Source organism: Chryseobacterium sp., assembly GCF_022869225.1.
Lineage (GTDB): Bacteria > Bacteroidota > Bacteroidia > Flavobacteriales > Weeksellaceae > Chryseobacterium.
In genome coordinates, this window is sequence record NZ_JALIHL010000001.1 from 1,236,468 (window position 1) to 1,250,771 (window position 14,304).

12 protein-coding genes are annotated in these 14,304 nt (G+C 37.4%); 3 read left to right on the top strand and 9 right to left on the bottom strand.

What is annotated here, in order from left to right:
- Positions 1 to 72 precede the first annotated feature (72 nt).
- Genes MUW56_RS05840 through MUW56_RS05870 form a run of 7 tightly spaced genes read right to left on the bottom strand, consistent with a single transcriptional unit; the run spans position 73 to position 9,459 of the window.
- A complete protein-coding gene (locus tag MUW56_RS05840; protein WP_292012309.1) occupies positions 73 to 492 on the bottom strand; it encodes a hypothetical protein in 420 nt (139 codons plus the stop codon).
- A gap of 58 nt (positions 493 to 550) precedes the next feature.
- Positions 551 to 931, bottom strand: coding sequence for a DUF2750 domain-containing protein (locus MUW56_RS05845; protein ID WP_292012310.1), 381 nt, complete (start codon positions 929 to 931; stop codon positions 551 to 553).
- Positions 932 to 943: 12 nt separating this feature from the next.
- Positions 944 to 4,126 carry a polymorphic toxin type 8 domain-containing protein gene (locus tag MUW56_RS05850; RefSeq protein ID WP_292012311.1) on the bottom strand — a complete coding sequence of 1,061 codons (3,183 nt, stop codon included), beginning with the start codon at positions 4,124 to 4,126 and terminating at the stop codon, positions 944 to 946.
- A 27-nt stretch (positions 4,127 to 4,153) separates the two neighbouring features.
- Complete coding sequence (locus MUW56_RS05855; protein WP_292012312.1) at positions 4,154 to 4,555, bottom strand: DUF6443 domain-containing protein; 402 nt, start codon at positions 4,553 to 4,555, stop codon at positions 4,154 to 4,156.
- Positions 4,556 to 4,566: 11 nt separating this feature from the next.
- A complete protein-coding gene (locus tag MUW56_RS05860; RefSeq protein WP_292012313.1) occupies positions 4,567 to 7,899 on the bottom strand; it encodes a hypothetical protein in 3,333 nt (1,110 codons plus the stop codon).
- Positions 7,900 to 7,911: 12 nt separating this feature from the next.
- Positions 7,912 to 8,193, bottom strand: coding sequence for a T9SS type A sorting domain-containing protein (locus tag MUW56_RS05865; protein WP_367118561.1), 282 nt, complete (start codon positions 8,191 to 8,193; stop codon positions 7,912 to 7,914).
- A gap of 3 nt (positions 8,194 to 8,196) precedes the next feature.
- Positions 8,197 to 9,459, bottom strand: a complete 1,263-nt coding sequence (locus MUW56_RS05870; protein WP_292012314.1) for a T9SS C-terminal target domain-containing protein — start codon at positions 9,457 to 9,459, stop codon at positions 8,197 to 8,199.
- Positions 9,460 to 9,744: 285 nt separating this feature from the next.
- Here MUW56_RS05870 and MUW56_RS05875 point away from each other — a divergent pair, with 285 nt between their 5' ends.
- Complete coding sequence (locus MUW56_RS05875; protein WP_292012315.1) at positions 9,745 to 10,179, top strand: IS630 transposase-related protein; 435 nt, start codon at positions 9,745 to 9,747, stop codon at positions 10,177 to 10,179.
- A gap of 117 nt (positions 10,180 to 10,296) precedes the next feature.
- Here MUW56_RS05875 and MUW56_RS05880 read toward each other — a convergent pair whose 3' ends face one another.
- Entirely contained in the window at positions 10,297 to 11,031 is a 735-nt protein-coding gene (locus MUW56_RS05880; RefSeq protein WP_292012316.1) for a YiiX/YebB-like N1pC/P60 family cysteine hydrolase, read from the bottom strand.
- Positions 11,032 to 11,135: 104 nt separating this feature from the next.
- On the opposite strand from MUW56_RS05880, the gene MUW56_RS05885 reads away from it, so the two are divergent.
- Positions 11,136 to 11,840, top strand: coding sequence for a response regulator transcription factor (locus tag MUW56_RS05885; protein ID WP_292012317.1), 705 nt, complete (start codon positions 11,136 to 11,138; stop codon positions 11,838 to 11,840).
- 27 nt (positions 11,841 to 11,867) lie between these two features.
- Positions 11,868 to 13,235, top strand: a complete 1,368-nt coding sequence (locus MUW56_RS05890; protein ID WP_292012318.1) for an ATP-binding protein — start codon at positions 11,868 to 11,870, stop codon at positions 13,233 to 13,235.
- On the opposite strand, the gene MUW56_RS05895 is transcribed toward MUW56_RS05890, so the two are convergent.
- Positions 13,225 to 14,070: a DMT family transporter gene (locus MUW56_RS05895; RefSeq protein WP_292012319.1), complete on the bottom strand. Its 846-nt coding sequence runs from the start codon at positions 14,068 to 14,070 to the stop codon at positions 13,225 to 13,227. The genes MUW56_RS05890 and MUW56_RS05895 overlap by 11 nt on opposite strands.
- Between the last annotated feature and the right edge of the window lie 234 nt (positions 14,071 to 14,304).

Below are 14,304 nucleotides of genomic sequence, written 5' to 3' on the forward strand. Positions count from 1 at the left end.
TAATTACCTAATTTTAAATTAAAATCCCTCTTGAAATTAATTGTATTAATTAGGCAGGAGGGATTTATTATTTTATTCAATTTTACAAATTGACGATTCAGATATTTCATTCTCAACTTTCGTTTGGACTATTGCACATTTGTTTTCTATTTTAGCAATTAAACAATTATATCCGCCTATGGAATTAATATAAGTATCAAATTCATCATGTTCACCTTTTGATGTATCAACTATTAAATTATATTCACAATCATTTTTCCAAGATATTTTATAATACCTATCCTTTTTAATCTTCTGATTAGTAATCAGATCAAAGGTTTGCTCAATCTGAAAATCTTTTGTCCTTTCTATTAGATATTTTCTTTTACTCTGATTATTGATTAATTGAAATTTTCCAATTTTAAAATCGTTACATAATAGTTTTCTATTATCTCTTGCTTTCGTACAATTAGTAAGAGTAAAGACAGAAAGAACAATAATTATTAGTTTCATACATTTAGTTTAAGTATTAAAATAAGCCACATTTTATTTGTGGCTTATTTCTCTATTATTAGAATTTTTTCAACTCTTCGTTTAAGTCACGTGTGAATTCCTGCAAATTCACAACAAAACCAGTTCTATCATAAACGGGAAATACATTAATTAAACACTCTTCATCAACAATAAAATCTATAATTTGATTTTCCAAATCATCAAGGTCTAATTCTTTAATATTATAATCTTCCCATCCAGATACTTTGCATAATTCCGCAAACTCTTTATCACTCCACAAAGGCATTAATCTATTGCCATCTAGGTCTGACAACACATAATTTTCATTAGTATCAACTAGACTATAAAAAACTTCCAAATCAGCAATTTTTTTTACAAAGTATTTATATCTGTCAAATGGTTCTAATGAAATAACATTTTCAATTTCTTTTTGATTCATTTTTTCTTTTATCTATTGAACAATAGGTCTCTCTTTATTTTTTCTTCCACCATTATCATATTTGTGTTGATTTCTATGGTCTTTTCTATTTTGCAAGTGTGAATGTTCATAAGAATAACCTTTAGCAGCTTCTCGTCCTCTTTCATGAGCTAAATCTTTTCCGGGAGGATTTCTGATAGAAGGTCTTTTACCATTAGCAACTTTATTTATTTCAGATTTGAGCCAACCTTTATCAGCTTTTCCTAATTTGGGTTCATTTGCTAATTGTCTTAATCTCGCCTGTTTTCCTGATCGACCAGCTTTAATTGTTGATTTTGCTTCAGCTTTGGCTGTTGCCTTTGCTTCGGCTTTGGTTTCAGCTTTTAATACAACACTTGCAGCTTTTGCTTCAGCTTTTACCTCTGGAATAAAGTTTAAAGCAAGGAGTTTAACTGCTTCTTTTCTACTAGCAGGATTACCATCTAAATCTCTTCCACTTGCTAAGGTATAAATCTCTTCGATCGGAGTAACAGTTCTTATAACAGCCATAAAAGCACCACTATTTGCCTCTTGATCTTCTCTCTCAGCTCTAGCCTGAACGCCTCCTTTTTGTTTCATTGCCATTCTGAAACGGAAGTCCTCTCCCTCTAAGCCCTCTAATTCAACATTATCAATAACTCTATTTTCAGAGAAATTATAATGAGACTGATAAGCATACTCTTCAGATAGTGGATCGACATTAAAAAATCTACCAACATCCGGCATATAGTTTCTCCACTTGTAAGCATAGAATCCTGTTTCCTGCAATTCTTGCCCCTGCATTTTATAGTTCTTATATGAACCTCCACCAAAATATGCATTTCCAGATTTCAAATGATTCATCCCGAACGGGTAATAATCGTTGCTGTCAACAATGGTAAGAACTCCTGCGCTGTTTCTTGCGAAACTTACCCTTACATTTCCTAAGTGGTCTTTGTACTGGTAAATATATTGATTTTTTATATAATCATAAAACCCCTCTTCCGTCGGGAAAAATTGAAGATCAGGTGTTTTGGAGGGGGTAAGAGTTCCCGTCCATGCATCACCTATTGGCTGAATCGTAGGATCAGAGATTTCTATCGGAGTAAAAGCCTGTGGTTCGAAGGCTCTTGACATCCTGCTTTCTGAACCACCGCCATCACTTCCTCCTGCCAGGTTGTAATACTGGAACCCGTCTAAGTAATCCGTAATTTCCTTTGATGAGGTTGTCCCGCCAATACCTATAGATGTTTTCGTGGTTTCTTTTCTTACCTTAATCCCGTCTGCACGGTATTTTGTGGCAATATCCGTTGTCAATTGACCGAAATTGATATTAACAGAACTCGGAAGATTCAAGTAATTATAACCGATTCCTGCAATGCTTTTATCGATCATATTTTTCATGTTGCCGTTTACGTCATATTCAATTGGGTTTCCTGCCGTTCCTTCATATCCTGTAGAGTTTCCGCTATTATCCTGAATTTTGACAGCCTGATTTCCCAAGTACGTATAATCAAGGTTATCAATGACCGTCGCGGTGTTGCTTCCGTATTCCATAACGGATGTCCTGTGCAGATTCGAGATATTTCCGTTAGGATCATAGCTCAGGGACTCTGTATTTTCCTTGCTGTAAGGATTGTTCGGGTTCTGGTAAAATCCTGCGGTCAATCGGTCTAATCTATCGTACGAATAACCGTATCTTTTTGGGGTGAGTGACGGGTTTACACCGATAGTTTCAATGGCTCTCCAATCTACTTCAGCAATATTCCCGTTGTATTTAGGAAGCACATTCTTTCCTGAAAATTGTACCGGATCAGGGTTTTCGATTCCGTCTCTGTTGGTGTATTTAATTTTATAAGAAAATAATTTCCCGTTTAAATCAGAAATACTCATCTGGTTTTTGTTCACATCGGTAAGCCATCCACGAATATTATAATCATAATCGATACTCTGTAAAGGCGCAGAACCTGAAACAGAACCAACCTTCTTATTAATCAGTTGGGAAAGGTCATTGTAAGAGTTTTCAGCCAATAGTTCTTCCGGCTGGCTGTCCACTTGATGGAAATGTTGTAAAAGCCTATTCTGATTGTCATAGACAAATCTTTCCTGTATGGTTACTCCGGTTTCTCCCTGCTTTCTCAGGTGATAGGTGTTTTTCTTTTGGGGAGCACCTGCAAAATCAAACTCGGTTTCAGTTTTTGTGTAACCGCCTAAATGATTAATGGTATTGGTTGAAATAAGCCTTCCCATCGAATCATAATAATCATACGCTTTTGTCCAATTATTGTCTTCAATATTCTTTACATATGAAGCAGTCAAAACTCCGTTAGTGGAAGCATCATTGTTTGCATCCAGTGTCTGGGGCAAAACATACTGATCCAAAATTGTTGTAGGTATCGCAGGGGCTTCCTGCGGGTAGGTGTCATAATAATTAACCGTTAAAAGAGTGATCCCAGCCGAAGGGAAAGCCAAATTCCTGTAGTATAAATTAGTACCGCTTAAAACAATAGGGTTCGTAATTCTTTGCTCATTATTTAATGAGCTTGTTGTAATAGTGTTTACCTGATTCTGTATCGCCTGCCTTGTATCAGAATTAGGATAAAACCCTGTATAGACAATACGTCCGGACTCATCATATTTATTGAAAATCCAGCCTTTGGAATTAAAATTATTATTTACGGTTCTGAGCAAGCCATCCTGCGTTAACACCAGCCTGTCCTGTTTGTCATAGACAGAATACTCCCAGCCTTTATTTGGTAGTTTTTTCTCGACTTCCCTGTCTTGTCCATCATATCGGTACTGATAGCAGAGTTCGTTTAAAACAGCATCTGTAACCGTATTATTACTCTGTTCAATTTGTTTTACCGCTTTTGGAGGAATGATAAAAGCCTGCTGATTGTATTCATTGAAAACATAATAGGTATCAATATTCTGCGTTCCGTCATTTTTACGAATCAAAATCGTTTGCCCTCTTCCGTTTTGAAACTGAACAACAGAATTTCCGTCTTCATCTGTTACTGTGTTTTTGTACAATGTTCCTACCGGATAAAACCCTGAATTAGCCGAAGAAACCGACAATGCGGAAACAGTATTTGGAACACCGTTTACCGTATTGGTTGAGGTAGTGGTAACAAATGCTTTAACTTCATTTCCTGTGTTGGTTTCATACTTATATTTCTGCGTTTTTCCTGAACTCATTTTCCATGCTTCCCCCGCATTAGCCTGCTATAAAACCCTGTCTAACGGTGAATTTTCAATTTCTTTTTCTGTAAAGGCATTGGAAACTCCATAATAAGAGTTAGCTGTACTTTCATTGGTAATTCCCGAATGAATTAATGAATTTTGCGTAGCCACCGGAACAGGTAAAATATTTTTTCCCTGTCTTCCGAATCCGTCGTAAGTAACGGACGTAACTAAATCTTTACCTGTTGGTGTAGCTTTAACATTGATAATTTGTTTTGCTCGTCCCAGTCCGTCGAAATAGGTTATTATTTCCGATTTTTTGGAACAATCATCATTTAGACAGGTTGTGGACTGTACATAATTATCATTGGATTGTGCATAGCTCATTCCTGCCACCATCAAGCCGAGAAATGATACTATTTTTGTGATACTATATTTTTTCATATTTGTGATTATTATTTGTAGTGGTAATTATTCTTTTTAACCGTTTTTATCATATCTGCTCCTGAAGTATTCTTTAACCTGATATTCCCATCTTTCAGCCTTCCTGCCGAATCATATGTAAATATTTGCCTGATTCCTGTAGACGGTGTAATACTTGTTACCCCGATTAGCGGATCATACGTATAGGTCGTGATTTTCTTTCCTGATAATGTCGATTCCTTTCTAAAATTGTTTAGTGCAGTTAATAACAAACCTTCTTTTGTAGAATCTGTAGCATCCTCATTGGAAGCCGAGATAATCGCTGAAGTTGTAGATAAAGCCGAAATCTGGTCATAGGTCATTCCTTCAATTTTTGCAATCGGCTCTGTCTTATTATACCCCCAAATGATTGTTACAGGTGTTCCGTCTTTTTCTGTGTACTGGACAATATTCCCCTTATCATCGTATTTATCATAGGTTACGTCTGTAGATGAGGTAGTATTGAGTGTATCATAAGATTTTACAGATAATGGCAATACGAAGCTTCCGGCTTGTGCTGTAGGTAATAATGTCGGATAAACTGTTTCTGTTTTATCAATGGTTTTCGCAACACTTCCGGTTGTCTGGGTTTCTGTCTTTTCCAAAAGAATTCCAACCATGTTTTTATCGATCATTAACTGATTGCCTTTTTCATGGGCATAACTATAGTTGGTTTCATTGATAACAGGTAATATATCTGCTGTTGTGGTTTTCTGTTTTGTCAACTGATAATGAGAAGGATTATTATAAAAATATTCGGTCTGGCTTGTAACTGGGTTTCCGTTTAAGTACTCTGTTGTGGTTTGTGATTTTAAATGATTCCAATAAGAAATATGCTTGTACTCCATAACATCCAAATTGCTGACATCCGGCAAATAGACCTGAGTTCCTTGCGATTTTCCGTAACAAGGATTAGCGGGATAATTCTGCGTTTCATACTGTGTGCAGAAATGAAGCGTATTGTTTCCGCAGATTAATTCAAAATTCTTTCTTACAGCATATGATTTTACTTCCTTATTGAAAGCATCTTCCAATTGATATTCACTTATAACCTGCTTTAACGGAGTTTTGGTTTTATCAAATATTTCAGATGTTAATTCCTGTCCGTTATTATATCCAAAATTTGTCCATGCTGAGCTGTATATTGTGTTGTTTCCCAGAACCTGATTCCCTATATAATCTCTGGTGATTTGAAAAGATTTTGTCTCACCTCCGTTTTCAAAGTTATCACCTCCCTCACTGATCGTAACATCCCTGTAATAACAATTTGAATTTCCGGTATCAAATAATGACAGCATACTGCTGGAATTAACCATCATATCGGTTGTGTCATAATAAATACATTGACCTGCATCACAATTGTTTCGGATTGTTTTAAGATCATAATAAACGGGTGTAGCCCCTTTGTCACCACTTGATTTTTGTAAAGAATTCTTTTTGGCATAAAAATATCTTTTGTAAATACTATTACCAGTGCCCGTTTCTCTGTCCTGAGTTGATTTTATTCTGATACCTCCTGTAATAATGTTTTCTTCAACTGTCTGGGGAAGCCCTTTTCTATAGGTAATGGCAACCGATGAATTGGTACATTCAAACGAAGTGGCTAATTTTACTTTGTACGTTTTATTTGGTTCTGCATTGAAATAATAAGTACTCTGGCTTGATAAAAGCTGATTCGTTGAAGCAGGGATATAGGTTCCGTATTGCGATAATACCAACAACTGTACCGCTGTGTTATCTTCCACACGGGTAACAGTTAAAAATCCTTTGCTTTTCCCTACATCACTATTTGGAGGGCATGAAGGATTAAAACTTGCTGATCCTGTAATTTTTACATATTGCTGTACCCCATTATTTATTATTTTTTCCTGTGATACCCCAAACTGGCTTTCTCCGCCCGACACCTCAACAAACTCTGTCGCCAGTGGGGGTTGAATTGTCCTTGTTCCAAAATAGTCGTTTCCTTCATAATCAAACTCTGTGTATCCTTTTGTGGGGTAAATGACTTTACTCAGCATTCCTGTTTTTGCAAAACTCGGCTGAGGTTCTTTGTTTGCCCCTGAATAACTCATGTTTTCAAGTCCGTAACCGGATAAATTTAAAGGAACAATATTGTTATTATTCTGTCCGTTGAAATATCCCCAATGATCCTGACTTCTCGATAGCCTTGCAGGAAATACGCTCGGATTTATATATTCAAAGCCATAGGTTTTACCAGGCTCTTTAAATGTTAATCCTTGTAAAAAAGTCCTGTTGTTTGTGGTTGAAAGGTAGTTAAAATTAACCTGATCGATCAGATTGGAGTTTTTATCATATTGTGATATGGACACTATTTTATTATAGGCTCCTGACGTTAACTCGGCATCCGTAGCTGAGTTGTAGGTAAACCGTATTTCTCCATATACAGGGTTATTACTGCTTATCTTAGAAATTTTCTTCCCGACAACCCTCATGGTATGAGAAACTATTCCACTGATTTCCGCCGTTTTTGAATAGATGGTATTGCCACAGCTTACCTGCATGACGGGATAGGAAAACGACATATTCTGTGATTCTGAAGCCGTATACTCATAATTGTTAATTTCATACGTAAGATATATCTCATCACCCGAAGGATGGACAATTTTTGTTAAATACCATGCTGTAGGATAAATGTCCGGTGCAGAATGTCCGGCTCCTATACTCCTAAACATAGTTTGCTCTACTTCAGTAAAGTAATATTTCACCTCATCTGCTCCCGTGATGATAAAACCCTGTAGATTAGAAAGGGTTTCAATCTTTATTTTCTGTTGGTCTGAAAGTATGGGATTTCCGTTTTTGTCAAACACAAATTTACCTGAGTTACCATTATAGCTGAATGAATATAAATCCCGTTCTGTATCAGCAGAAGAACTGCCTGCTAAACTGAAAAAAGCAGCAGCAACAGCATTGCCATACCCGCCATTGGCACTATCAGGAATATCGATTCCCTGCTGTGATTCATCGGCAAGATCCCTTACAGTTCTTGTAATGACCCCGCCGAAATTCAGGTTCCAGCCGAGACCAAAACTTCCCGAAATATCATCAACTTTAGTCCCGTTCGATCCGTAAAAAAGATGGATCGGAAGACTAATACCCGATGTCTTATAGTCGAATAAAGGGATAGAAATATTAGCTGTGCCTGTAAAGAGTCCCACAGGCACATTCCCGTAATTTCCCAGTGTACCTGCCTGCGGGGATGGAGGGGTAATATTCGGGAGAAATTTATCCTGATTACTGCCTCCTGTTCCTCCCGACTGTGCATAAAGCATACCGCCTAAAAGAAGCGTTAAAATTTTTATTTTCATAATTTATGTTTATTATTTTTTGATGAGTTTTGCGTTAGCCGTTTTATTCGTATCCGTTTTTATAGTGATGAGGTAAGCTCCTTGAATCAAAGGCTGAGTATTAATTTTGGTTACCTTATTTTTGGTTTTCAGGTTTTGCAGTTGGCGACCTGACATATCATATAGCAAAATTTCTGCATCTGAGAAATTATATCCAATTTCAACGTAAGCATAATCTGATACCGGATTAGGATAAATTTTAATATCCTGTTTTTCTATTAACTGATCGATTTGTTTATCTCCAAGCTTTACAATCTTTCAGTTCTCTTTTCCGAGTTCCTTTGCACTGGTTCCTGCTAGAATGATCGAGCCATCCCGATTGAGTTTTATATCTGATAACCGCTCTTCACGTTTTTTCGACTCGCCTTTAATGTATTTACGCCATTCTTCGTTTCCATCCTCTTTGACATAGAGTAGCCAAAACGTCTCGTCGTTATTTTCTATTCTCCCTTCCGCCTGAGTGTAGCCACCGATCAACACGCCTTTCGAGGTCTTATCGTCCGAACTATGCAAAACGCTCATTCCCATCAGTACATCACGATTTCCGAAATTGTAGGATTTCTGCCGGATTTCTTCTCCTTTTTCATTTAAAAAAATCAACCAAAGGTCTGTTCCTTCCTCGATTCCTACTGATTTATTAGCTGTTCGACCTGAACGGCTTTCACCACCAATTATATATCCTGATGAGGTTAAGGCGAGAGTTCTTAAATGGTCGTCACCTGTTCCACCGAAATTCTTTTCCCATTCGATCTTATTGTTCTTATCCAATTTGATGATATAATAGTCACCTTCGCCATAATTTTCGGTCTTTTTTGAGCCTCCGATACCACTTCGTGAGTATATCCCTAGTAAGACACCGCCGTCTTTTGTCGGGATCATTTTTTCTACCTCATCATTCGCCTTTCCGCCTAAAATTAATTGGGATTGTTCTTTTCCATTTTTATCTAGTTTTACTATTAAGACATCTTTGGAACCATAACCTTTAGCAGAGTTCTGGACATTACCCGCAACAAAGAATCCTAAATCCGTTGTTTGAATGGCTGATCTTGCCTCTTCATCTGCCTGAGTTCCGATTGTCTTCTGCCAGATTTCGTCCCCAAACTCGTTAATCCTTACAAGCCATAAATCAGATGATCCTTTGGAATCATCCTTTTTGTCCACGTTTTTCCCTGAGAAACTCGTCCCTGAAAGTAGGAATCCGCCATCTTCAGTATTTACCGTAGATGTAAGAAAGTCATGGTTATTTCCGGAAAAGTATTTTTCAAAGACCTGCTCTCCCTGCTGATTGAGTTTTATCAAATGATAATCGAAACCATTATTCTGCTTACTGTCTGAAGTTTGTAGCTTACCTGTTTGAATGGAACTTCCTGAGATGAGGTACTGACCGTCAAGGGTGGTCGTAACCTGACTTAAAAAATCCTGAGTAGAGGACTTGATGTCTCGTTGCCAGATTATCTCAGTTTGTTGGGAATAGCCCATAAATGCACATAGACTCAGTGCACTGAAATAAATTTTTTTCATTTTTCTAATTTTTAAATTGGTTTTAAATTTTGCCAACTTATTGTATTTGTCTGTTTTTTACAATCCGTAAAAACCCCATATTTTTAAATTGGGATCTGCGGGAATCATTTTTTTAGCCGGAACGGTTCTGTATTTTCATTACTTTTTAAGTTTAATAATTTATCATTTTTCTATGTAGCAAAGATATATCCGCAGGGCGACAGAACCTGTCGCATTTTATCGCGAATCATAGCACCCGCGATAATGTCTAGTCCTGAAATAGCGATACAAAAAAAAAGAATCGTTATGAAAGAACATTTAAACTCGCTTTACATAAAGCGTACCCAGAAAGATTATAGTTTAAGTTTAAAACTTCAAATTGTAAAAGAAATTGAATCGGGAGAATGCACCATTACCGACTGTCGCAAGAGATATGGGATACAATCTCATGCTACGGTTTTGAATTGGCTTAGAAAATATGGTAACTTTGATTGGGAAAATCAAAGACCTTATGCCATGCAAAAAACACCGGAACAGCGTATTATGGAACTAGAAGCTGAAGTAAAGCTTCTTGAAAAACAGAAAGCCTTTTTAGAAAAACAGGCGTATATTGCTGATAAAAAAGCTATATTTTTTGGTATGATGATCGATCTTGCCGAGAAAGAATACCATATTGATATTCGAAAAAACTCTCCACCCGAGCAGTCAATTACTTCCGCAATAAAGAGAAAGAAACGTTGATTTTTACTTGTGGATTGTTAGGGTGGAATAGACAAGTCTATTATAGAAGTATCAAACGTACAGCAGCTTGTAGAGACAAGGCCTCTGAGGTTGTAGAGCTGGTAGAAAAGATCCGTATCAAAATGCCCAGATTATAGGAGCAAGAAAACTGTATTTTATTTTGAAAGAATCATTAAGATCTATTAAAATAGGAAGAGATAAATTCTTTGATATCACCCTTATCTTTTCCAGCTTATCTGAACCCGCCAGCCCATTGGGATTACAGCCAGGTTCACCTTCCGGCACTTTCAGATTTTTCTTTTTATAAAATTCTTCCCAGAACACATTAGTTTTTCCTGTCTTTGGATCCATAAAGGTCATCGGTTCCAATCTGAAGATATGATCTGGCCTGAATGCTCTTTCAATAAAATCTGAGCAGTAATAGGAGTTTTCATCCAGGATATAGTTGAAATTATAAGGCTTACCAAGCATTTGATTAGCCTTTTGAATGGCAGGCGGAATTGCTTTCCGATATTGAGGCTTCAAACGGTAAACCACTATTTTTTGACCATCTTCTTCCTGATCTCTGATAAATTCCTTAAATCTTTGTTTTTGGGAGCCTCCCTGAGGGGCCGCATGCAATACAAAAAGTTCTTTGCCGTCTTTTTCCAGCATGCCTATATGATCAAATGAAGCCGCTTTTTGCTTCTGGGTAACATTATTGATTGCTCCGGAAAGTCCGGTCTGCTTCGCCGTTACAAAAAGTAAGTCTCCGTTTTTCAGGAGTGATGTCTGATAAGAACTGCAGTTGACCAGCAATAGAATCAATAGGAATACACTTCCGGCCATCGTGGTTTTTTTATTAAAAGACATTTTAAATCCAGGCATCCAAATATTATTTCTTTGCCAAAATTACAAAATAGAAATCATTACATTTGCAGGAATTCTTCATACCAACTCAACATTCCAAAATTCTTATGCCACATATTCTATTAGTTGAAGACGACGACAGGCTATCAAAACTTATTGCTAAAGGACTTCAGGAATCTGAATTTGAAGTTACGATTGCCTATGATGGAATTACAGGGATGAAACTGACATTACAGACAGAATTTGATCTGGTGGTAACAGATATTATTCTTCCTAAAAAAAACGGCCTTGAATTCTGCAGTGAAATAAAAACGTTAAAACCCAATCTTCCGGTAATTATGCTTACCGCGTTGGGAACCACAGATGATAAACTGGAAGGTTTTGATGCAGGGGCAGATGATTATCTGACCAAACCTTTTGAAATGCGCGAATTGGTGGCAAGGATCAAAGTTCTTCTCAAGCGCTTTTCGCAGCAGAAACAGCAGCATGTTTTCGTCTTGAAATATGAAGGCATTGAAATGAATCTCGAGCAGAAAACGGTTAACAGGGATGATGTCCCGATCAAATTAACCCCTAAGGAATTCAATCTGCTGAAGTTCATGCTGGAAAATTCTGAAAGGGTTCTTTCCCGCAGTGAAATCGCTGAAAAAGTATGGGAAACCCATTTTGATACCGGAACCAACTTTATTGACGTGTATATTAATTATCTGCGAAAGAAAATTGATAAAGATTTTGAAACCAAGCTTATTCATACCAAAGCTGGCATGGGATTTATTCTGAAAAAAGACTACGAAACAGGCTTCATACAGTAATCACAGCGTAAAGCTAAACCGATAAGGATGAAAATAAGAACCAGGCTTACCCTCCTTTTTACCCTGATCACTGCAATGCTTTTAGGCATTTACAGTTTTTCGATTTATTATTCATCAAAAGAAGCCAGAGAGAAGTCTTTTTACGGCGAACTGCAGAACGAAGCCATTGCCAAAGCTGACTTATTTTTCCGAAGTTCCCTGCCCGAGCAGGAAATGCATAAGCTGTACAAAAACAACAACAGAACCCTCAATGAAGTGCAGGTCGCCATCTATAATTCCAGGGACCAGCTTATTTATCATGACGATGCTAAGGTAGATTATGTAAAGGAAAACCAGGAAATGCTGGCACAGATCTTCCAAAAAAAGAAAATTAGCTTCTTTTTGGATGACCTGCAGGTAATTGGGATGGTTTACCATTATAAAGGGCAATCCTATGCCGTAACAGCAGCCTCCTATGATAAGTACGGCTATGAATATCTCACCCATCTCCTGACCATCAGTATGATTGCTTTCATCAGCATTCTGATCTTAATTTATCTGGCAGGAATATTCCTTTCCAAAAAAACGCTGAGCCCTCTGAGCGAAATGGTGAGCCAAATTAAAAGAATTACAGCCGGGAAATTACAATTACGCTTAAAAACTACCGGGGAAAAAGATGAACTTAATGAACTCGCTCAAAATTTTAACGGAATGTTAGAACGGCTTGAAAATTCATTTGAAGCCCAGAAACATTTTGTGTCCAATATTTCCCACGAGCTCCGAACTCCATTATCCGCTATTATTACCGAGCTGGAATTGGCTTCTGAAAAAGAACAGACTAAGGAAGAGTATCAGCAAACTGTTCAATGTGCATTGGATGATGCCCGTAATATGGCCAAACTCTCGAACAGCTTAATGGATCTGGCCAAGGCCAGCTACGATCCTAATGAAATCAGCTTCTCTGAAATACGCCTTGATGAAATCCTTCTCGAATCTTACACCAAAATAACAAAAGAGAGTTCAGTTTATAAGGTTTCCATGAATATAGAAGATGCCGTGGAAGAGCATCAACTGATCATACAGGGAAATGAGTACCTGCTGCAGGTGGCTTTTAACAACCTTATTGATAATGCCTGCAAATATTCGCCTGAGCATACGAGTTCTATAGAGGTAAAAGTGAGCGCTCAGAAGCTTCATATCAGTTTTGCCAATACAGGGGTCAGTATTTCCCAGGAAGATTTACAGCATATTTTTGAACCGTTTTACAGAAGCGAAACCTCCAGAAAAGAAAAAGGATATGGAATCGGACTTTTCCTCACTGAGAAAATCATTCATCTCCATAATGCTGCAATAACAGTAGTCTCGGACAATAATGAGACTGTTTTTACACTCATATTTGATGGGATCAATCATTAGAAACTTTACTGAAAATTGTAGTTCCTATACTGGCCGTGATCACACATAGAATAGAAATCCATTGTAAAAAAGTTAATTTTTCGGCCAGGAATACCAATCCTGAAAGGGCCGCAAATGCCGGCTCAAGGCTCATCAGAATGCTAAAAGTCTTTGCAGGAAGTCTTTTCAGAGCCATAATTTCCAACGAAAACGGCAATGCACTCGAGAGAATTGCTACTCCCAGTCCTTTCACAAAAATAGAAGGAGTAAGGTTAAAAACAGCACCATCCCACAAAGTAAAAGGAATGATCACAAGACTTGCAAACAGCATTCCGGTAGTAACGGCGTCTTTTCCATCCATTATCTTAGCGACTTTTCCTCCCATTACAATATAAACAGCCCAAAACATACCGGCAAGAAAAGCTAGCCCCAGCCCTACCAAATCTATATTATTACTCTGCCACGGAACGATAAGCAGAATTCCTGCACAGGCTAATAACGCCCACAATACATCCAGCAACTTACGGGACAATGCCAAGGCAAGAAATAAAGGTCCGGCAAACTCTACAGTAACCGCTAAACCTAACGGAATCCGTTGAATTGCCATATAAAAAATAAGATTCATGGCTGCCAGGCCTATTCCATACATTCCGCAATACAGCCATTTTTGTCTGGTAAACTGCAAAAACTTCGGACGGTTAATCAATGTCAGCAAAACAGCAGAAAGTACAATCCTTAAAGTAACGGTCCCTATAGCTCCTATAGCAGGAAAAAGCTGCTTGGCAATAGATGCTCCTCCCTGTACACAGATGATAGACAAAAGTGTGGCAGATATCGCTATGTTTGATTTTTTCATTTCTAAAATATCTAATTCAAAAAACTTTGGGAAGAAGTCCCCGGGATTGAACAAACTCTTATTACATTTATTATAAACTACAAAAATCCATCATGCAAAATAGTCTGCCTTCAAATGTATTGAAATTTTGGCTTTTAAAATGGATACAGATTTCACTTATTACCAGGACCTAATCAATGATAATTTTCCTGTCGGCTTTCCAGAGACTGACATTCCATTAATCCCTGTATTTTA